Annotated in this window: 18 protein-coding genes; 13 read left to right on the plus strand and 5 right to left on the minus strand. The window is 72.2% G+C overall.

Features of this window, described 5'->3' with window-relative positions; translation table 11 throughout:
- Positions 1-7: 7 nt before the first annotated feature.
- Positions 8-2,287: an ABC transporter ATP-binding protein/permease gene (locus tag B082_RS0105390; RefSeq protein ID WP_202453777.1), complete on the minus strand. Its 2,280-nt coding sequence runs from the start codon at positions 2,285-2,287 to the stop codon at positions 8-10.
- Positions 2,288-2,478: 191 nt separating this feature from the next.
- Complete coding sequence (locus B082_RS0105395) at positions 2,479-2,805, minus strand: DUF5132 domain-containing protein (protein ID WP_018550783.1); 327 nt, start codon at positions 2,803-2,805, stop codon at positions 2,479-2,481.
- A gap of 515 nt (positions 2,806-3,320) precedes the next feature.
- On the opposite strand from B082_RS0105395, the gene B082_RS0105400 reads away from it, so the two are divergent.
- The 6 genes from B082_RS0105400 to B082_RS0105425 all read left to right on the plus strand — a co-directional run bounded on the left by B082_RS0105400 (position 3,321) and on the right by B082_RS0105425 (position 10,415).
- Complete coding sequence (locus tag B082_RS0105400) at positions 3,321-4,898, plus strand: ABC transporter substrate-binding protein (protein WP_018550784.1); 1,578 nt, start codon at positions 3,321-3,323, stop codon at positions 4,896-4,898.
- A gap of 13 nt (positions 4,899-4,911) precedes the next feature.
- Positions 4,912-5,877, plus strand: coding sequence for an ABC transporter permease (locus B082_RS0105405; protein ID WP_018550785.1), 966 nt, complete (start codon positions 4,912-4,914; stop codon positions 5,875-5,877).
- A gap of 2 nt (positions 5,878-5,879) precedes the next feature.
- On the plus strand, positions 5,880-7,745 hold the full coding sequence (locus B082_RS0105410; protein WP_234018116.1) for a dipeptide/oligopeptide/nickel ABC transporter permease/ATP-binding protein: 1,866 nt from the start codon (positions 5,880-5,882) through the stop codon (positions 7,743-7,745).
- Positions 7,742-8,533, plus strand: a complete 792-nt coding sequence (locus tag B082_RS0105415) for an ABC transporter ATP-binding protein (RefSeq protein WP_018550787.1) — start codon at positions 7,742-7,744, stop codon at positions 8,531-8,533. The genes B082_RS0105410 and B082_RS0105415 overlap by 4 nt, the downstream gene beginning before the upstream one ends.
- Before the next feature lie 288 nt (positions 8,534-8,821).
- Positions 8,822-9,856 carry a 3-oxoacyl-ACP synthase III family protein gene (locus tag B082_RS0105420; protein ID WP_018550788.1) on the plus strand — a complete coding sequence of 345 codons (1,035 nt, stop codon included), beginning with the start codon at positions 8,822-8,824 and terminating at the stop codon, positions 9,854-9,856.
- 109 nt (positions 9,857-9,965) lie between these two features.
- Positions 9,966-10,415, plus strand: a complete 450-nt coding sequence (locus B082_RS0105425; protein ID WP_026249447.1) for a hypothetical protein — start codon at positions 9,966-9,968, stop codon at positions 10,413-10,415.
- An 85-nt stretch (positions 10,416-10,500) separates the two neighbouring features.
- Here B082_RS0105425 and B082_RS0105430 read toward each other — a convergent pair whose 3' ends face one another.
- On the minus strand, positions 10,501-11,067 hold the full coding sequence (locus B082_RS0105430; protein WP_199783759.1) for a QsdR family transcriptional regulator: 567 nt from the start codon (positions 11,065-11,067) through the stop codon (positions 10,501-10,503).
- A gap of 59 nt (positions 11,068-11,126) precedes the next feature.
- Here B082_RS0105430 and B082_RS35620 point away from each other — a divergent pair, with 59 nt between their 5' ends.
- Positions 11,127-12,116, plus strand: a complete 990-nt coding sequence (locus B082_RS35620; RefSeq protein ID WP_018550791.1) for a DUF1295 domain-containing protein — start codon at positions 11,127-11,129, stop codon at positions 12,114-12,116.
- Positions 12,117-12,215: 99 nt separating this feature from the next.
- On the opposite strand, the gene B082_RS0105440 is transcribed toward B082_RS35620, so the two are convergent.
- Positions 12,216-12,752, minus strand: coding sequence for a helix-turn-helix domain-containing protein (locus B082_RS0105440; RefSeq protein WP_018550792.1), 537 nt, complete (start codon positions 12,750-12,752; stop codon positions 12,216-12,218).
- Positions 12,753-12,948: 196 nt separating this feature from the next.
- On the opposite strand from B082_RS0105440, the gene B082_RS35625 reads away from it, so the two are divergent.
- From B082_RS35625 to B082_RS35635, 6 genes are all read left to right on the plus strand, one after another.
- Positions 12,949-14,298 carry an MFS transporter gene (locus B082_RS35625; protein ID WP_018550793.1) on the plus strand — a complete coding sequence of 450 codons (1,350 nt, stop codon included), beginning with the start codon at positions 12,949-12,951 and terminating at the stop codon, positions 14,296-14,298.
- A gap of 72 nt (positions 14,299-14,370) precedes the next feature.
- Entirely contained in the window at positions 14,371-15,594 is a 1,224-nt protein-coding gene (locus tag B082_RS0105450; RefSeq protein ID WP_018550794.1) for an amidohydrolase family protein, read from the plus strand.
- Between the two features lie 47 nt (positions 15,595-15,641).
- A complete protein-coding gene (locus B082_RS35630) occupies positions 15,642-16,088 on the plus strand; it encodes a YybH family protein (RefSeq protein ID WP_078622500.1) in 447 nt (148 codons plus the stop codon).
- 9 nt (positions 16,089-16,097) lie between these two features.
- Positions 16,098-17,300 (plus strand): NAD(P)/FAD-dependent oxidoreductase, encoded by a 1,203-nt coding sequence (locus B082_RS0105460; RefSeq protein ID WP_018550796.1) that lies wholly within the window; start codon positions 16,098-16,100, stop codon positions 17,298-17,300.
- On the plus strand, positions 17,297-17,587 hold the full coding sequence (locus B082_RS0105465) for a (2Fe-2S)-binding protein (RefSeq protein WP_018550797.1): 291 nt from the start codon (positions 17,297-17,299) through the stop codon (positions 17,585-17,587). Before B082_RS0105460 ends, B082_RS0105465 begins: the two co-directional genes overlap by 4 nt.
- On the plus strand, positions 17,587-19,083 hold the full coding sequence (locus B082_RS35635; RefSeq protein WP_018550798.1) for an NAD(P)/FAD-dependent oxidoreductase: 1,497 nt from the start codon (positions 17,587-17,589) through the stop codon (positions 19,081-19,083). The genes B082_RS0105465 and B082_RS35635 overlap by 1 nt, the downstream gene beginning before the upstream one ends.
- On the opposite strand, the gene B082_RS0105475 is transcribed toward B082_RS35635, so the two are convergent.
- Positions 19,067-19,813, minus strand: coding sequence for a DUF1838 family protein (locus B082_RS0105475; RefSeq protein WP_026249448.1), 747 nt, complete (start codon positions 19,811-19,813; stop codon positions 19,067-19,069). The genes B082_RS35635 and B082_RS0105475 overlap by 17 nt on opposite strands.
- Positions 19,814-19,922 lie beyond the last annotated feature (109 nt).

Below are 19,922 nucleotides of genomic sequence, written 5' to 3' on the forward strand. Positions count from 1 at the left end.
CCTGCGGTCAGGCGGCGAGTTCGCCGGCCTGGAGCTGCCAGAGGGATGCGTAGAGTCCGTGCTGGGCGAGGAGTTCGTCGTGGGTGCCCTGTTCGGCGACGACGCCGCCCTTGTCCATGACGTAGATCCGGTCGGCGTGGCGGACCGTGGAGAGACGGTGGGCGATGACGACCATCGTCCGGTCGGCCGCGAAGCTCTGCAGCGTGCGCTGGATTGCGGCCTCGGTCTCGTTGTCCACGGCGGAGGTGGCCTCGTCGAGGATGACGACCGGCGAGTCCTTGAGGATCGCGCGTGCCAGGGCGATCCGCTGCCGCTGGCCGCCGGAGAGCGCGGCCCCGCGCTCACCGATCAGGGTGTCGTAGCCGTCGGGCAGCGCCGCGATGAAGGGGTGCGCCTCGGCCATCGCCGATGCTTGCACCACGGCCTCGTCCGAGGCGTCGAAGCTCCCGTAGCGGATGTTGTCGGCGACGCTGCCGTCGAAGAGGAAGGGGTCCTGCGCGACGAAGCCGATGGCGTGGCGCAGGTCGTGTCGTCGCAGGTCCCGGACGTCCTGACCGTCGAGGAGCACCCTGCCGGATTCGGCGTCCTGGAAGCGCATCAGGAGTCTGGCGATCGTCGTCTTTCCCGAGCCGGTGGCGCCCACCAGGGCGGTGACCCGGCCGGCCGGGATGGTCAGCGAGAGGTTCTCCAGCGTGGCCGGCCGGCCGGGGTAGGCGAAGGTGACGCCGTCGAGGACGATCTCGCCGCGCACCTCGGCGGGGTCGAGTGTCCCGTCGCCGCCGTCGGCCTCGACAGGCAGCTCGCGCAGCCGCTGGATCCGGTCGTACGAGGCGAGGGTGCGCTGGTACTGGTCGGCGATGCCGCCGAGCCGGCTCATCCGCATCAGCAGCATCTGGGGGAGTCCGATGAGGGGACTGAACACCTCAAAACGCAGGGTGCCGTTGAGGACGGAACGGCCGCCGATCAGCAGGGTGCCGGCCATGGACGCGGTGGTGCAGGCCCGGATGGTCTCGGCGTGGTGGATCGTGCTCCGGTCGGTCTGCCGGCTGCTCTCCTGGACCGCTTCGCTCAGCTCGTCGACGCGCTCCGCCTCGTAGCCCTCGGTGCAGAAGCTCTTGACGGTCGCACCCGCCTCCAGCGAGTTGATCACCTGGCTGCCCAGCCTGGCACGGTGTTCGCCGGTGGCGGCGTAGTCCGCGGCGGCCTTGTCCTGGTGGCGCAGCGACAGCCAGGCGATGACCGGGATCGGGAGGAACGCGATCCAGGCGATCTGCGGTGCCAGCAGGAGGAACGCCGGCACCAGGAGGGCGAGACTCGTGCCGAGTTGCAGCACGTCGTTGGCCGGGCCCGCGAAGAAGGCGCCCAACTGGCCGACGTCGTTGGTGAGTGTGCCGGCCACCCGGCTGGTCCGCTCGCCCTCCAACTGTCCCAGGTCGAGGTGCTGGACGTGCCGGTACGTGCGGCCGCGCCAGTCGTGCTCGATGTCCTGTCCGAGCCGGCGCCACTGGAGGTTGGAGGCGTACGAGAGGCCCGCCACCGCGGCGCAGGCGGCGGCCACCAGCCCGGCCAGCCCCCAGAGTTGGGCGGAGGCCGTGGTCAGACCGAGGAGGGCCAGTGGGGCCGCCTCGCCCTTGATGAGCACCAGGCCGGTCCAGCCGAGGAAGGTGCCGAGCGCCATCTCCGCGGCCTGGCAGGCGACGGACAGAGCCGCGGCGCGGTAGAGGCGGCGGCGGTGCGGACCGGCGATCTCCAGGAGGGGATGGCGTTCGGAACCGGGCCCGGCCGCGGCCTGCGCGGCGTCGGCCGTTCTGCGCCAGGCCTTGCGGAGGACGACCGCGGTCGCCACGGCCACCCCGCCCGCGGCCACCAACTGCCTGCTCAGTGCCGGCCCCTTGAGCAGCGCGGTGCCGGCCGCGACCCCGCCGCCGACGGCGAGCACCGGGCGCACGGCCAGGCCGCGGTCCGCCGGCGGGGCGGGCCGGGCCGTGCGCCCGGTGCTCGCCGTCTCCTCCGCGACCCGGGCGACGGCTCTGCGGATGATCCGGCCGATGTCCGTGGCCCGCAGGCGCGCGTCATGCCGGACGAGCACCCCTCCGGTGACCGAACTGGCCTGGGCCTCGGTGATCCCGGGAATGTGGCGCAGCGCGGAGGCCAGGAGTTCGGCCGTCCGGGGGCGTCCGACGACGAGCCTGACGTCCCAGCGCTGGCGGCCCGGTGTGACCGAGCGAGGGCTCGCACCCGGTTCCACGGAGCGGAATCCGGATGCGGCACCCAGTAGCGATGGCATGTGTACGTTCACCTGTTTGCGGAGGTCGCGGAAATTCCGTTACGGATACGACGGATCGCGGCGACGGAGCGGGAAATGCTGAAAGGAATTCGCTGCGGCCGATCGGCCTGAGAACGGCCGCCACCCTGACGCGTTCCGCCGATATCGATCGGCGGACGCGCCCGGTGGCGGCCGCGGGTTCACACGGACTGTCAGTTCGTCTTGCCGACGGCGCTCTCGGCGGTCGCGCGGATCTTCGGGGCCCTCCGGTCCCCCTTGGTGCCGCTCCCGGTCGTGTGCTGTCCGGGAACGGAGTGGCCCTCGGCGTCACCGGCGGCGATCTGGGCGGCCACCACGTCGGCGGCCACCTCGGCCGCGAGGTCATGGATGTTCTCCCCGGCCTCGTGGGCCGCCTTCTTCACCTCCATCGCGATGCCGACGGACGCTTTGACGACTCCGCCCACCAGTGGCTTGAGCAGACGCTTGGCCAGTGGCGCGACGATGAGTCCGACCAGAAAGGGCGGTACTACAGGCGGCATGATGCTCCATCCTCTCCACGCATACGTATGACAGGGAACCCGGGCGCGAGAACCGGAGCAGCGCACAGCCGGGCGGGTATGAAGCATTCCGTCTCGAAATCCGGAACTCACTCGGAATCGAATCCCTGGACACCGGAACGCGCCGTCCCGTGATCACGGTAGTCCAACCGTGCCCGCCTGGGCCAAATGGCTGCCGCTTGATTCACTCGTGTGAGTGTCGGTGAACTTTTCGCGTGTCCTGAATTGGACGCACCCGAACATTCAGTCGCACGATAATCTGATTATCATGCCTTGATGTATTTCAAGTGCCTTTCCCGTCCGCCGCCGCACCGCCCGACCCCTCGGCCCCGCGACGAGGGGGCGGGCGTGACTCATATGGGTGAATCAGGATCAGCCGCCCCGATCGCTCCCAACGGCTCGCGGCCAAGCGGCCGGGCGGCTCTCCGGGTTCGAACACGCTTTCCGGGCAAGGGAGTTGGCTCATCACGGGTGAGTCCCGGTGGCACCATGACTCCATGCTCCGACGCACACCGCCGGTCGCCCTGGCGGCCGCCCTCACCGCCTCGGCCCTCACGCTGAGCGGCTGCGGCGGCGTCGCCACCTCCTCGACGACCACCCCCCTGGTGCACCGCGGCACCGTCAGGATCGCCGAGTCCAGCGAGACGCCCAGCTTCGATCCGTACTCCGCCTTCGGCGCCTCCCAGGCCCGCTACGCCTACGACTCCCTGGTCAACCTCGCCCCGGACGGCGCCCTGGTCACCGGCCTGGCCTCCTCCTGGCATGCCACGGCCACCGAGGCCGCCTTCACCCTCCGCCCGGGTATCACCTGTTCCGACGGCACCGCCCTCACCGCCTCCGCGGTGGCCCGGTCGCTCACCTACGCGGGGGACCCGGACAAGCAGCTCGCCGGCGCCCTGACCGTCCTCCCGAACGTCCCGTTCACGGCGAGCGCCGACGACGGGACCGGCACGGTGTCGGTGACCGCCGCCGCCCCCTTCCCCTTCCTCACCCGCACGATCGGCCTGCTGCCCATCGTCTGCCCCGCCGGACTCGACCGGCCCCAAGCGCTGGAACGCGCCAGCCAGGGCACCGGCCCCTATGTGCTGACCCGCTACACCCCCGGAGGCCCGTACGAGTTCACCGTCCGGGACGACTACGCCTGGGGGCCCGCCGGGGCGACGGCCTCGGAGCCAGGTCTTCCCGAGCACATCGAGATCTCGGTGGTGCCCCAAGCCTCCACGGCGGCGAACCTGCTGATCACCGGGGGCATCGACATCGCGCACGTCAGCGGGCCGGACCGCGCCCGGCTCACCGGCCGCGGCCTGGCCACCACCGACGTGGCGACCGTGATCGGGCTGACGTTCTTCAACCAGCGCCCCGGCCGGGTGCTCGCCGACCGGGCGCTCCGCCGCGCCCTGGTCTCCGCCCTCGACCGCCAGGGACTCGCCAACGTCGCCGTCGGCGGCACCGGCAGCCCCGCCACCGACCTCGGCGCCGAGGGCTCCGTCTGCCACACCGGCCTCGCCGACGCCGACCTGCCCGCGGGGAACGCCGCCGAGGCCCTGCGCGCCGCCGGCTGGACCCGTACCGCCGGCGGCCCACTGACCAAGGACGGGCAGCCGTTACGGCTCCGGCTGATCACCAGCCCGGACCTCGGCCCGACGCTGGCCTCCGTCGCCGAGCTGATGGCCCGGGAGTGGACGGCGCTCGGCGCCGGGGTCGACCTGGTCAGCGAGAGCCTGCCCGCCCTCGTCAACGCCATGTACGAGACCGCGGACTTCGACGTCGTGGTCGGCAGCACACCGGGCCTGGCCCTGCCGACCGGCTTCATCCCCTTCTTCTCAGGCCCCGCCCAGGGCCTCAACTTCGCCGGGGTCGACAACCCCGAATACGACGCCCTTGTCGCCCGAGCACTCCGGGAGACCGGCACCACGGGGTGCGGGACCTGGAACAGGGCGGCCGCCGCGCTCTTCCGCTCGGCCGACGCGCTGCCGATCGCCGAGGGCAGGAGCGGCGTGTACGGCTACCGCACCACCTTCACCACCACCTTCGGCGGACAGCTCGTACCCACCAGCATCCGCCTCCACCAGTGACCCGGGGTCCACCATGTCCGTTCCCCAGCTGCTCCGGCACCCCTGGACCGTGTTCCTCGGCCGCCGCGGCCTCAGGCTCGTCGTCTCCCTGGGCATCGTGCTCACCGCGTCCTTCGCGATGGTCCGCCTCATCCCCGGCGACCCGGTCAGGGCGGCGCTCGGCGTCGACGCCGCCCCCGAATTGGTGGCCGCCCGCAGGCACGCCCTCGGGCTCGACACGCCCTTCCTGTCCCAGTACCGGCACTACGTGGACGGCCTCCTGCACGGCGACCTCGGTACCTCGCTGGTCACCGGAGCACCGGTCGCGGAACTGATCCGCACCCGGCTGCCGGCCACGCTGGAGATCGCCGGTCTCGCCTTCCTCACCGCTCTCGCCGTCGCCCTGCCCGGCGGCCTGCTGGCCGCCCTCCGCACCCGCGACGGCCGCCGCCCGCGCACCGAGCTGGTGTTCACCTCGGTCACGGCCGGGCTGACGGGGGTGCCGGACTTCGTGCTCGCGTCCGGGCTCACCGCGCTGCTCGCCGTCGGCCTTCCCCTGTTCCCCGTGGCCGGGGCGGCGGGTGTCGCGTCCCTCGTCCTCCCCGTCCTCGCGCTCTCCCTCACTCCCACCGCGATGCTGTTACGCCTGGTCAGAGTGGAGGCGCTGAAGGTGCTCGACGAGGACTACCTGCGCACCGCCCGGAGCAAGCGGCTGTCGTCCGCACGCCGCTGTCTCCACGCGGCACCGAACATGGCCGCCGCCACGCTCACCGTCGCCGGGAGCCTGCTGCCCGCCCTCATCGCGGGCACCGTGCTGGTCGAGAAGGTCTTCGCCTGGCCCGGCATCGGCTCCGCCATGGCCCAGTCCGTGGTCGCGCAGGACTACCCGGTGATCCAGGCCATGGTGCTGGTGCTCGGCACCACCGTGCTGCTCGCCGGTCTCCTGGTCGACGTGCTGCTCGCCGTGCTCGACCCCCGCTCGGCGATCAGGGAGTCGTGACCATGCCCCGTCCCTCCGCGCTCAGGCGCTCACCCATGGCCTGGGTCACCGGGGTCATGCTGGCGTCGCTCGTCGTGCTCGCCCTGGCCGGCCCGCTCCTGTGGGGCGCGGCGGCCGACCGCCCGAATCCCTCAGCCGTGCTCCAGGGCCCCTCGGCAGCGCACCCGATCGGCACGGACGGACTCGGCCGGGACCTGCTGGCCCGGGTCCTGACGGCCACCCGGCCCTCGCTGCTGCTCGCGCTGGCGTCGGTTGTGCTCGGTGCGACCGCGGGTGTGCTCCTCGGGGCGTGCACCGCTGTACTCGGGCGGCGCGCCCGCCGGCTGACCGCCGGGCTGATCAACCTCCTGCTCGCCTTCCCGGCGCTCCTGCTCGCGATGTTCCTCGCGGTGGTGTTCGGCGCGGGCACGACGGGTGCGGTGCTGGCCCTCTCCGCCGCGGCCGTACCCGGGTTCGCCCGGCTCGCCCAGACCCTCGCCGCGGGCGTCGCCGGCACCGACCACCTGGCCGCGGCCCGGGTCCTCGGCCTGCGCCGCCACCGGCTGCTGTGGCGCCACGTCCTGCCCAACATCGCCGAGCCGCTGCTCCTGAGCGTCACCACGGCGGCGGGCACCGCCCTGGTCGCACTCTCCGGGCTGAGCTTCCTCGGCCTGGGCGTCCAGCCACCCGGCTACGACTGGGGGCAGCTGCTCAGCCAGGGGCTCGACCGGATCTACGCCGAACCGTTGCCCGCACTCGCCCCGGGCCTGGCCCTGCTGTATGCCGCCCTGGCCTTCCAACTGCTCGGCGAGGTCCTGGCCGGCAGCGCCGCCGGGCGCGGCCCTGTGGTGCGCATCCCCGCGCAGAGGACCGCCCCGAGCGGCCCCGCCGAGGGTGGAACGGTCCTCCAGGTCGACGATCTCACCGTCGAACTGCCGACCCCCGGCGGCACGATCCGGCCGGTGCGCGGTGTGAGCCTCTCACTGCGGCCGGGCGAGATCGTCGGCCTCGTCGGCGAGTCGGGATCGGGCAAGTCGCTCACCGCGCTGGCCATCGCCGACCTGCTGCCGTACGGCGCCCGGGTGTCCCGGCGCACACTGCGTCTGCTCGGGGCCGACCTCGCCGCCCTGACACCGAAGGAACGGGACCGGCACCTCGCGACGGGGCTGTCGGTGATCTTCCAGAACCCGGCTTCGGCGCTCAACCCGGCCCTGCGGATCGGCACCCAGCTCACCGAGGCCGTCCGCACCCACCGCGGTGCGAGCCGCGCCCAGGCCACCGCTCAGGCCGTCGATGCCCTGCGCCGGGTCGGGCTGCCCCCGGCGGTGCTGCGCTCACGTCCCCACCAGCTCTCCGGCGGCCAGCGCCAACGCGTGATGATCGCCGCCGGGCTGATGGTGCGGCCGGGACTGATCATCGCCGACGAACCGACCACCGCCCTCGACGTCACCGTCCAGCGGCAGATCACCCGGCTGCTCACCGACATCCGGCGGGACACCTCCGCCGCGATCCTGTTCATCAGCCATGACATCGCGCTCGTGGGCGAGTTCTGCGAACGGGTCCTGGTGATGTACGCGGGTACCGTCGTCGAGGCGCTGCCCGCCGCCCGCCTCGCCGACCGCACCCGGCACCCCTACACCCGGGCCCTGGTCACATCGGTGCCGGACCTCACGGCCGACCGCGACCGGCCCCTGCCGACGGTCGAGGGCGCGCCGCCCGATCCGCTCGCACCCGCGCCGGGGTGCCCGTTCGAGCCCCGCTGCCCACGCCGCCAGGATCTCTGCGCCGAGCAGGCTCCGCCTCTCGACGACCTCGGTGCGGGCCACCGGGTCGCCTGCTGGTATCCGCTGCCGGTGACAGCGGGCACGAAGCCGGTGACCGCGTCGTGACGGCCCTTCAGGTGAGTGGGCTCACCGTCCGCCGCACCGGCCCCCGGGGCTCCTTCGCCGCGGTGGACGGCGTCTCGCTGAAGGTCCCGTCCGGCACCACCCTCGGGCTCGTGGGGGAGTCCGGCTCGGGCAAGTCCAGCCTGGCCGGAGCGATCGTCGGCCTCGTCCCCGTACAGAGCGGCCGGATCCTGATCGACGGCCGGGGGAGCCGAGCCCGGACCATCCGCGACCGGCGGCGCCTCGGCCGACAGGTCCAGATCGTCCTCCAGGACCCGGACACGGCGCTCGACCCGCGGATGACGGCAGGTCAGGCACTCGCCGAGGCCGCCACCGTCTACCGCCGGCTCGACCGGACCGCGCGCGCCGAGCGCGTCACCGAACTGCTCGGCCTCGTCGGCCTGGACCCCCGGCTCGCCGGCCGCCTGCCGCGGCAGCTGTCCGGCGGCCAGCGCCAGCGGGTGGCCCTCGCCCGCGCCCTGGCCGTCGAGCCGGGGCTGCTGATCGCCGACGAGATCACCTCGGCACTCGACGTATCGGTGCAGGCATCCGTACTCAACACGATCCGCGAACTCCAGCGACGGCTCGGGCTCTCCATGCTGTTCATCGGCCACAACCTGCCCGCGGTCTGCCACGTCTCCGACGCCGTGGCGGTCATGCGGCACGGGCGGATCGTGGAGACCGCTCCCACCGAGACGCTCCTGCGCACGCCGAGGCACCCGTACACCCGGACGCTGCTCGCCTCCGTGCCGTCGCTCCGCACACCCCCGTCCGAGGAAAGGACGTCGTGACCGGCGGGCACTCCCGGATCGTCCGTGCGCGCATTCGAAAAGCGTTCGCCGCCGGTTCCGCATGGCACACCTGAGTAATTCCGGTATCGCGATGTCAAGTGGTCGAACAATTCCTCACGCTCACGGATTACCGCGCGATATTCTTGCTTGATTTCCGTGAGACGATGCGGCGGCTTTGGAATCCGACGGGCCCGGCGCCGCCGGTCCTTTCTCGAATAGATATCGAAAGGTGTGGAATATGGGAGCTCCCCGAAAAGCATCGATCACGCCCGAACGGAGCGACGTGGCATGACCGTCGCCCTGGACCAGACCCTGTTCCACCAGACGGGCGTCGGCCTGTCCGTGCCGTTCGCCATCGCCGGGACGGGGGTGCACCTGCCGCCGGCGGTCGTCACCAACCAGGAGCTCACCCGCACCCTGGACACGAGCGACGAGTGGATCACCAGCCGCACCGGCATCCGTGAACGTCGCCGTCTGGCTCCGGACCTGGCGACCTCCGACATGTGCGTCGCCGCCGCCCACCCGGCCCTGGCCGCCGCCGGTATCGAGCCCGCCCAACTGGACGCGGTCGTCGTCGCCAGCTACACGGGGGACCAGCCGCTCCTTTCTACCGCGCTGATCGTCAAGGACGCCCTGGGCGCCCACCGGGCCCTGTCCCTCGACGTCACCCAGGCCGCCTGCGCCTCCGGCATCCAGGCGATGCTGATCGCCGCCCACCTCCTGCAGAACCCCTCCATCAGCACGATCCTCCTCGTCGCGGCCGACTGCGCCTCCCGGATCACCGGCCCCACCGACCGCACCACCAGGGTCTTCTTCGGAGACGCCGCGGCAGCCGTCGTCCTCACCCGGTCGGACACCCCTGGCGCGGGCCTGCTGTCCTACGACCTCGGCTCCCAGCTGTCCTACGACGTCCAGATCCCCGCCGGCGGCTCCCGGCTGCCCGCCAGCGCCGCCACCGTCGCCGCCGGGGACCACTACCTGTACATGGACGGCCGCGCCGTCTGGAACGCGGCGACCACACGCCTGCCGGAGAGCATCACCCGCGCCGCCCAGCGCGCCGCCGTGCCGATCGACGAGGTCGGGCACTTCTTCCTGCACCAGGCGAACCTGAACATCCTCACCGAGACCCTGGCCGCTCTGGGCGTTCCCCGGGAACGGGCCACCGTCACCATCGACCGACTCGGCAACACCGGATCGGCGGGCCTGTTCACGGCACTTCACGCCACCGTCGCCGAAGGTGCCCTGCTCCCGGGAGACACCTACGTGCTGGCCGGGATCGGCGCGGGCTTCCAGTGGGGAACCCTCTGCCTGCGCCACGCCTGACCGTTCGTCGCCCAGCCCGCAGGAAAGACGATTCGCGCACAACCATCCGCGCCCTTCGGAGGTCACAACAAGTGGGAGCAAACCGCTCCTGAGGACGCAAGGGGGAAATATGCGAAAGATCCGTAATATCGCGACCGCCGGAGCACTGACCACGCTGATGGTGGGCGCGACCGCCGCGTTCGGCCCGTCCGCCTCGGCGGCGCCCAACGTCACACCCCAGGGCGTCTGCGGGAGCTCGTACAAGACGGTGAACTCGGCCGCCGTGGGCTCCCTCGGCACGCTCTACCTCACGTACAACGCCTCGAACGGCAAGAACTGTGTGGTGACCATCCGCTCCAATCCGGGCGCCGCACTGGACATGAGCGCGTCCATCTACATCCCCGACACCGACGCCTGGGCGGACGACACCGGGAAGTTCACGTCGTACGCCGGTCCGGTCTACGCCTACGGCAAGGGCCACTGCGTCAGCTGGAGCGGCCACATCGACAACGTGTACGTGTCGGTGGACAACAGCAACTGCGCCTCGCTCAAGGAGCACCGGGTCCTCGAAGTCCGCTGACCCCGCACCGCGCGCCGAAGCCGTGCCCGGCACCCGCCGGGCACGGCTTCGGCATGTACGGGACGCGTCCCGAGGGCCCGCCCGGTCAGCGCAGGAGCCGGCGGATGACGACGGCGGCGGCGTCGATGTCGGCCGGCTCGCCGGTGATCAGTTCCCGGTAGTAGAAGGACTCGCCGACGCGGGTGACGGCGTACGCGAGGGTGGCCGCGTCGGTGTCGTCGGGTTCGCCGATCTCGGCCCGGACGATGCGGGTGAGCGTCGAGATGAGCCGGTGCTGCATGACGCCGTCGCGCGAGGTCATGACCCGCAGGGCGGTCTCCGGATGGTCGGCCAGGAACCGGCGCATCGAAGGCAGTTGCGCGCTGGTGTGCAGTATCGCGTGGACCAGGTCGGCGATCCCCTCGGCGCCCCGCCCGCGGCACCGGGGGTGGACCCGGGCGAACTCGGCCGTGGCGATCGACCAGATCACCTCCCCGAGCAGGCGGTCCCGGTCGCCGTACCTCCGGTAGAGCGTCGCGCGGCCGATTCCGGCCTCCTGGGCCAGCGCGCGGGCGTCGATCCAGCCGTCCCGGTCGAACATGGCGACCGCCGCGCGCAGCACCGGGTCGTCCACGGGGAGGGGATCGGGGATCTCTTGCGGTCGAGACATCATGCACCTAATGTCTCACGCGAGACACCTGGATGCATGTGTCTCAGGCGAGGGGAGTCGTTATGGCCGTCGTGAGGCGCATCGCGCCGTTCGCGATCTATGCCGTGTTGTTCGCCGGGCTGGTGGCCCAGCCCGGTCCCGCCCGGTTCGCGGTCGTCAATCTGGCCGTGCAACTGGTCGTCTTCGGGGTGGGTGCCTGCCTGCCGGCCCATCGCACCGGCTTCATGTCCTACGTGGACGTGGCCTGGCCCTGGGGGCTGGTCGCGCTGGGCGCCCAGGTGCTGGTCTTCGGGGACGCCGGGTCGCCCGCCATCATGGCCACAGCGGTGATCTATCTGCTGATGGGGCTTCGGATGGGGGCCTGGTCCCTGCGGTTCATGGTGCTCGCCCGGCTGCCGGTCGAGCTGCCGCGCTACCGCTACCAGCGGCGGCGCTGGGAGCGGGACGGCTTCCGGGGCGAGAGGCTGTCCCTCCAGGTCGAGATCCTGGTCCAGTGCGGGGCCAACGCCACCGTCCTGGCGATTCCCGCCCTGCTCGCCGCGGAACGGTCCGGGCCGTTCGACGCCCTGAGCGTCACGGCGGCCGCCCTGTGGGCCCTTGCCTGGGTGGCCGAATCGGCCGCCGACCGGCAGAAGGCCCGCTTCACCCGCCGGAGCCGCCGCGAGGGTGTGCACCGCACCTGCGACGCCGGAATGTGGCGCTACAGCCGGCACCCCAACTACTTCGCCCAGTGGATGCAGTGGAACTGTCTGATCCTGCTCTCGCTGCCGGTGCTGACGGCCCGTTGGGGCGAGGAGCCCCTGGTGCCGGATCTTCTGACGGCGTTCGGTCTGGCCTGGGTCTCCTGGACCATGTACCACACGCTCGTGTACTACACGGGTGCCGTTCCCGCGGAACACTTCAGCCTGAGGAAGCGCCCCGACTACGACCTGTACCGGCGCACGACCAACCGCTTCTTCCCCGGCCCCCGGCGCCCCGCGCCGGCCGCGGCCGGAACGCCCGCTGCCCTCGGCCCCCGGAGGGACGGCGAAAGCCTGCCGGACCGGCGGTGAAGACGCCGGACGCGGGATCCGCTGCCCCGCGTCCGGTACGGCCGGGTGCGGGCGGCGCCGGGGAGAAGCGGCGCCGCCCGCACCCGCCGAACACGAGCGTCACGGGTTCGGCGGCGTCACCGACACGTGGAACTCGACGGCCGCGTCCGAGGCGTTGCGGTAACGGTGGGGCTGCCGCGCGTCGAAGGTGATGGCCTCCCCGGCGGCGACCACGTGGGAGTCGGAGCCGAGATCGACGGTGAGGGTGCCCACGACCACCACGGTGCACTCCAGCGAGGGGTGCGCCCACATCTCGTCGGCGGTCGTCTCGCCGGGGGCGAGCACGCCCCGCAGCACCTCCATCTGGCCGTTGCTCGGCGTCAGGCGCTCGTAGCGGAGTCTGCCGCGCGGCCCCGTGATGGTCGAGCGGTTGCCCGGCCTGCTCACCCACACCGCCGGGCTGTGCTGATCGTCGAAGAGCGCGGAGACGGACTCCCCGAAGAATCCGGCGAGACGGCGCAACGTCGCCAGGCTCGGCTCGGTCACGTCGCGCTCGATCTGGCTGAGCAGTGTGGCGGACACACCGGTCTCCGCGGCGAGCGCGCGCAGGCTCAGGCCGCGCTGGGTCCGGAGCATCCGCAATTGTTGACTGATCATGACCCCTCGTAAAGCCTCACTGCACGGATGTCATCAGAACGTACCGTTGGGCGGGTAAATAATCGGCACGTTGTAAAGCTTGACTGCACACTCGGGCTCGCTTAGCGTCCCGGCAACGGGCAGAGCGAAGGACGTGGAGAACACTCCGGCCGCCCGTCCCCCCAAGCGTGATCACCAGCCGTCTAGGAGTCTACGTATGGCAGTTCCGGCGCACATCGAATCCCCGGTCGGCCGGTCGCTGGGGCGGGTCGTGGTGTCGAGCTCGATCGGCACGGCCATGGAGTGGTACGACTACTTCCTGTACGTGGCCGGCGGCACCCTGCTCTTCGACAAGCTCTTCTTCCCGCAGCTCAGCCCCGCGGTCGGCACCATCGCAGCCCTCGGAACCCTGGCCGTCGGATCGGTGAGCAAGCCCCTGGGCGGAATGCTGTTCGGGCACCTCGGAGACCGGCTGGGCCGCAAGACCGTACTGGTGCTGACCTTGGTGATCATGGGTGTGTCGACCACGGTGGTCGGCCTGCTGCCGACGGCGGCGACCATCGGTGGCTGGGCTCCGGTCCTCCTGGTCGTCCTGCGCTTCGTGCAGGGCCTGGCGGCAGGCGGTGAGTGGGGCGGTTCGGTGCTGCTGGTGGCCGAACACACCCCGGCGCACCGCCGCGGGTTCTTCACCAGCATGACCCAGTCCGGCATCGCGCTGGGCTTCCTCGCCGCCACCGGGATCTTCGCCCTGTTCTCCGGTGTCCTCTCGCAGCAGCAGTTCGAGTCCTGGGGGTGGCGGGTTCCGTTCCTGGCCAGCGTCGTGCTCGTCGCCGTGGGGCTCTACATGAGGCTCAAGGTCGACGAGAGCCCCGAGTTCGCCGCGCTCCAGGCGCGTGGCAAGCAGGCCCGCGCCCCCATCGCCGAAGTCTTCCGCCACCACCGCAAGAGCGCCCTGGTCACGATCGGTGCCCGACTCGGCGAATCCGGCTTCTCCTCGCTCGTGCAGCTGGCGGTCCTCGTCTACGGCGTCGACGTCCTGCACGTCAGCCCGACGATGGCCCTGGTCGCCCTCATGGTCGGATTCGCGGTCGAGATGGTGACCATGGTCGGCTTCGGACGGCTCAGCGACCGCGTCGGCCGGCGACCCGTGTACATGTTGGGTGCGACGGCGGCCGCCGTACTGGCCTTCCCGCTGATCTGGATGCTCGGCAGCGAGAACGGCCTGCTCCTCATTCTGGCGGTGTCGCTCGCCTTCGGAACCGGCCACGCGGGGATGATCGGCGTCGTGCCGAGCTTCTTCACCGAGCTCTTCCCCGCCGACCTCCGCTACAGCGGCATGTCGGTCAACCTCATCTCGGGCGGTATCACGGCCGTCTTCCCGCTGGCCGTCTCGGCGCTGATCCTCTGGTCCGGCGGCTCGCTGTGGCCCCTGGCCGGCCTCCTCGTCGTCATCGCCCTCATAGGCCTGGCGTCCGTGTACTGGGCGGAGGAGACCCACCACCTCGACCGCACCGACGGCACCCACCCCGAACAGGCACACGCCCTGGCCGCCGACACACAGAGCTGAGCGGCAGCCGACCCGTACACCCGTCCCACCGACCGCTGAAACAACCGACGAACAACACACAGGAGAAGTGCCATGCAGACACAGCAGAGGGATCTCGTCATCGCCGGAGCCCGCGTCTTCGACGGCCGCTCGGAGCAGGTGGCCGAGAACCAGGGCGTCTGGGTGAGCGGGGACCGTATCCGCCGGGTGGGTCCCGTGGACGAGGTGCTGCGCGAGGCATCCACCGCCGCCGACCCGCGCGTCCTGGACGCCGCCGGTGCCACCGTGGTCCCCGGCCTGATCAACATGCACGTCCACCTCGACCTCGCCCTCCCCGGCGACCTGGCCCGCGTCGCGATGCTCGACGACCCCGCACTCGCCCTGCACATGGCCGAGGAGGCGCGGCTGTCCCTGCTCGCGGGCGTCACCTCCGTACGACTCACCGGCACCTACGGGCACATCGACTTCGCCCTGCGCGACTCCATCGACAGCGGCCGCACCCTCGGCCCGCGCATCTTCACCGCCGGCCAGCTCGTCTGCTCCACGGGCGGACACGGCTGGCAGCGCAGCCGTGAGGCCGACGGCCCCGCCGGCTTCGCCGCCGCCGTCCGCGACCAGATCAAGCACGGCGCCGACTTCATCAAGCTGTCGCTGTCCGGCGGGATGGCCGGCGAGCACGAGAAGGTCACGACGTCCCAGCTGCGCGACGACGAACTCGACGCGGTCCTGGAGATCGCCCACGCGTGGGGGCGGAAGGTGACCGCGCACGCCGGCCCCGCCATTCCCACCATGGAGGCGATCCGGCGCGGGCTCGACTGCGTGGAGCACGGCTACGAGCTGACCGACGAGCTCTGCCGGCTGATGGTCGAGCGCGGCGTCACCTACGTCCCCACCATCACCGTCACCCGGTGCAGGGAGTTCTTCGACCGCCACCGCATGCCGGTCTGGATGCAGGACCGCGCCCTCGCCTGGGGCGACCGCCACTGGGAGAGCCTGGAGACGGCGATCCGGCACGGCGTCAGCATCGCCCTGGGCAGCGACATGCCCCCGCACGCCGAGTTCGACGGCACATCGGCGACCGTGCGCGAACTCGAATTCATGGTGCAGGCGGGCATGACTCCGCACGCCGCGCTCACGGCCGCCACCTCCACGGGCGCCGACTGGCTGGGCAAGGGGGCCATGATCGGCTGCGTCCGCGAAGGCGCGTTCGCCGACCTCCTGCTCGTCGCCGGCGACCCGCTCGCCGACATCTCCGCCATGCGCGAGCTGAGCCTGATCGTCAAGGGCGGCCGCACGGTCCTCGACCAGCACGCGTGACGACCGCGGTCACCCCCGACCGACAAGGACCGAAGAAAGGACCGAAGATGAGTTCCGAACAAGAAGTGACCTCCCTGATCCAGGGCCTCTACCACGCACTCGGCGACTGGCAGGCGTTCGCGCGGTGCCTCGATCCGGGCGTCACCGTCTGGGAGAGCGACGCCGACCGCATGCTGCACAGCACCGCAGAGGTGGACGCACTGCGCACGAGGCGGCGGGCCGGCATGACCCCCGCCACCGTGCCGGTGTCCGTCGCCCCCGAGGACCTGCTGGTCGATGCCTGGGGGGACAGCGCCGTCGCACGCTACGTCCTGCGCGCCGTCTACCCCGGGACGGATCCCGACCGCTGCTACCGCGTCAGCGACGTACTGCGGCGAGGAGAGCAGGGGTGGCGGATCGTCCACCACCACTCGGAGGCCATGTCACCCCACGACCGCGCCGCCGCGCCGCCCCCGTCCTCGCGCCCGGCCGGAACACCGCCGGCCGGCCGGTGACTACTCGCGATGGCTGAACGCTACGACGTCGTGGTCGTCGGCGGCGGTCTCCTGGGATGCCTCACGGCCTGGATGGCCGCCCGCGACGGCGCACGGGTCCTGCTGGCCGACAAGGACCAGATCAACCAGCACGCCTCGGGCCGGAACGCGGGCAGCCTCCACTTCCAACTCGAATACCGGATGGTCGAGCGGGGAAAGGAGGCCGCCCGTGTCGCGGCCGAGGCCATGCCGTTGCACCTGGACGCCGCCGCCCTGTGGGCGCGCATGGAGGACGAGGTCGGGGAGCCGCTCGGGGTACGCCGTAGCGGCGGGCTCATGATCGCCGAGAGCGCGGACCAGGTCGGCACGCTCGAATTCAAGGCCGGCCTCGAACGCTCCTGGGGGCTTGCCGTGCGCACGCTCGACCGCGCCGAACTCGACACCGTCGCCCCCTACCTCGCCCCCACCGTCGTGGCGGCCAACCTCAGCGCGCTGGAGGGAAAGGCGGACGCCCGCCTCGCGGCTCCGGCGGTCGCCCGCGCGGCCTCGGCCGCCGGGGCCACCGTCCGCACCCGGTCCCGGCTGGACCGCGCGGACCGGGTGCCCGGCGGCTGGCACCTCACCTTCCGGGAGACGGACCACGCAGGAGGCGAGCACGACCGCACTGTCCGGGCGGCGGCGGTCGTGCTCGCCACCGGGGTGTGGACGACCGGGCTCGGGCGGCTCTTCCACGCACGACTGCCCACCGTGCCCCTCGCCCTCACCATGACCGTCACCGCGAAGGTCCCCCCGCTCATCCCGCATCTCGTCCAGCACGCGGGCGCACGCCTGTCCCTCAAACAGTCACTGGACCGCACCGTGCTCATAGGGGGCGGCTGGCCGGCCCGGCTGATCACGAACGCGGACGGGACCCCGGCGTTCGACCTCAAGCACCAGCCCACCGCACCCTCCGTCGCGGGCAACGCCCGCGCCGCCGTGAACGCCGTACCCGCGCTGGAACGCATCCCCGTGGTGCGCACCTGGGTCGGCACGACCACGGTCGCCCCCGACCAGCTCCCGCTGGTCGGCGCGGTCAAGGACACGCCCGGGGTCTTCGTGGCCACCGGGGGATCGGCGTTCACGCTCGGCCCCAGCTTCGCCCGGCTGCTGACCGGCCTCATCGCCGGCCGCGCGCCCGACATCGACCTCGCCCCGTACGACCCCGCCCGATTCGAGGAAGGGAGCACATCATGACCACACCCTCCACCTGGCGCCGCACGACCCGGGGCCCCGGCGCCGACGTCACCATCGAGGTCGACGGCCGCCGGGTCCGCGCCCGTACCGGCGATACGGTGGCCACCGCCATGCTCGTCGCGGGAGCCCCCTTCGACCGGGACCGGAGCGGCGCCGCACGGGCACCCCTGTGCAACCTGGGTTCCTGCTTCGAGTGCGCGGCCACCGTCGACGGCCGGCCGCTGACCCGCACCTGCCTCGTGGCCGTGCGCGAGGGCATGGCCGTCGAGACGTCGGGAAGACTGTGATGTTCGATCTCGCAGTCGTGGGCGCGGGCCCGGCAGGCATGTCGGCGGCCCTCCACGCGGCCGACCACGGCCTGGAGGCCGTCGTCATCGACGAGCAGCAGAGAGCGGGCGGCCAGATCTTCCGCAGGCCGCCGCAGGACCACACCACCGGCACCCCGCGGCCCACCGCCGGCTACGCCTGGGCCACCGGCCTCATCCGGCGGTTCGAGCAGGACCCGCGGCTGACGACGAAGTTCGGCTGGTCGGCGATCGGCGTGCTGCCGGGCGGCACCGGCCCCGACAGCCTGGGGGTGGCGGTCAGCCACCCGCGCCACGGGGCCCGGCAGATCGCCGCGCGCTGCCTCCTGATCGCCACCGGGGCCTACGACCTGCCGGTCGCCTTCCCCGGCTGGACGCTGCCCGGAGTGATGACCGCCGGCGGAGTGCAGACCCTCGTCAAGGCGCAGCACATCGCTCCCGTCGGAGACGTGGTGCTCGCCGGGGCGCACCCGCTGCTCCTCCTCGTGGCCGACCGCCTCGTCCGCGACGGTGTCCGGGTGCGCGAGGTCGCTTTCGCGCAAGGTGTTCCGACCCCCGCCGAACTGCTTCGCGCGCTCGGTGCCGTACCCGGTCATGTCCGCATGCTCGCCGAGTCGGGCATGATCCTCACCCGGCTCGTGCGCGGGGGCGTGCGCGTCTCCTCGCGGACGGTCGTGACCGCCGCGCACGGCACCGGCCGCCCCGGCCGTCTCACCAGCGTCCGGCTCGCCCGGGTCGACCGGCGGTGGAACGTCACGGGTGGCGCCCGTGACGTCGCCGCCTCCCATCTCGTGCTCGGGTACGGCTTCTCGGCGTCCACGGAACTGGCCCGCCAGGCCGGATGCGAGGTCGTCCACGACGCCCGGCGCGGTGGATGGGTGGTCACCCATGACACCCGGCAGCGGACATCGGTGCCCGGGGTGTTCGTCGCCGGTGAGCCGGCAGGCGTGGCAGGGGCAGATCAGGCGCGCGCCGAAGGCGCCCTCGCCGGCCTCGCCGCCGCCGCCGACCTCGGACGGACGGTGCCCTGCGCCGCCTTCGCCGCGGCCGAACGCGCCCTACGCGGAGCGAGACGCTTCTCCGCCGTGGTGCAGCGCCTGTTCGAGCCCGAGCTCACCGCTCTCGGCGACCTCGCCACACGGGGGACGACCGTCTGCCGATGCGAAATGGTCACCCGGGGCACCCTCGACGACTTCCTGGCCGAGTCGCCCTTCGTCAGCAGCGTCAACGCCGTCAAGCTCTCCTGCCGGCCCGGCATGGGCCCCTGCCAGGGCCGGTACTGCGAAGGCGGTGTCGCCGCGGCCCTCGCCTCCGCACGCGGCCTGCCGGTCGGGCACGGCGGCTGCTTCTCCGCCCAACTGCCCATCAGACCCGTGCTCCTGGGCGACCTCTGCGGCCTCGACCCGGCAGGCGCCGAACGGCCCGCGACCGGTACGGAGACGCACCGGAACGGGGCCGGGGCTACGCCGGCGGGTTGAGCTTGCGGAAATACGTCCAGCTGGTCTCGTTCGGCTCGCTCCAGCACTCCGGGGCGTGGGCGAATTCCGGGTGGTGGGCGGCGATGTAGGCGCGGGTGCGTTCGGGAACCTCGGCGTACGAGCCCAGCTTCCGGCCCCGGCAGTGGAAGGCGAGGCCGCCGGGCGCCCGGCCCCGGGCCATCCACGGCAGCCACGGGGACATCCGCGTCCACGACATCGTGGCGGGGACGCTGGGCGCCGGTCCCGCCAGATCGACACGGTCGGCGAAGAACTGGAAGAGTTCCAGGGCCTTGTACGTGTCCCCGGCCGAGTGGACGGGGTAATCGGCCACGGGCAGCGGCGAGGGGTAGGCCAGCGGGATCTCCAGGCTGAAGCACACCTGCGCACCCAGGTCGGTGGCCGGGACCGGGAACGGCCGCCACCTCTGGTTGGCGGGGTCGTTCCAGACGTGGATCACCGGCAGGCCGTTCCAGGTCTCCAGGATCTCGCGGGTGCCGGGGTCCAGATAGAAGGCGGCCTCGCGGGTCAGTAACTGGTAGGCGTCCGGGCCCGTCTCGGCATCCTGGACGAGGCGGGCGACGTTGACACCCTCGAAGCCGAAGAGCCGCTCATAGGGCTGGTCGGGCGCCCACGCGTACACATCGCCCGTCCACCAGTACGTGACCTCCTCGCCGTCGAGGGAGGCCCGGGTGCGGGCGAGGGACCGGAGCAGCTCAGCGGGTGTCGTCATGCCGAGCACTCTGCGCGAGCGCCGCCCGGGGCGGGCGCGAAACACTGCGCCCGGGGCGGAAACGGCCGAAAACCACTGCTGCGGGGCGCGGGCCGGACCGGGGCGCGGG

It is taken from the genome of Streptomyces sp. ATexAB-D23 (assembly GCF_000373645.1).
Lineage (GTDB): Bacteria > Actinomycetota > Actinomycetes > Streptomycetales > Streptomycetaceae > Streptomyces > Streptomyces castrisilvae.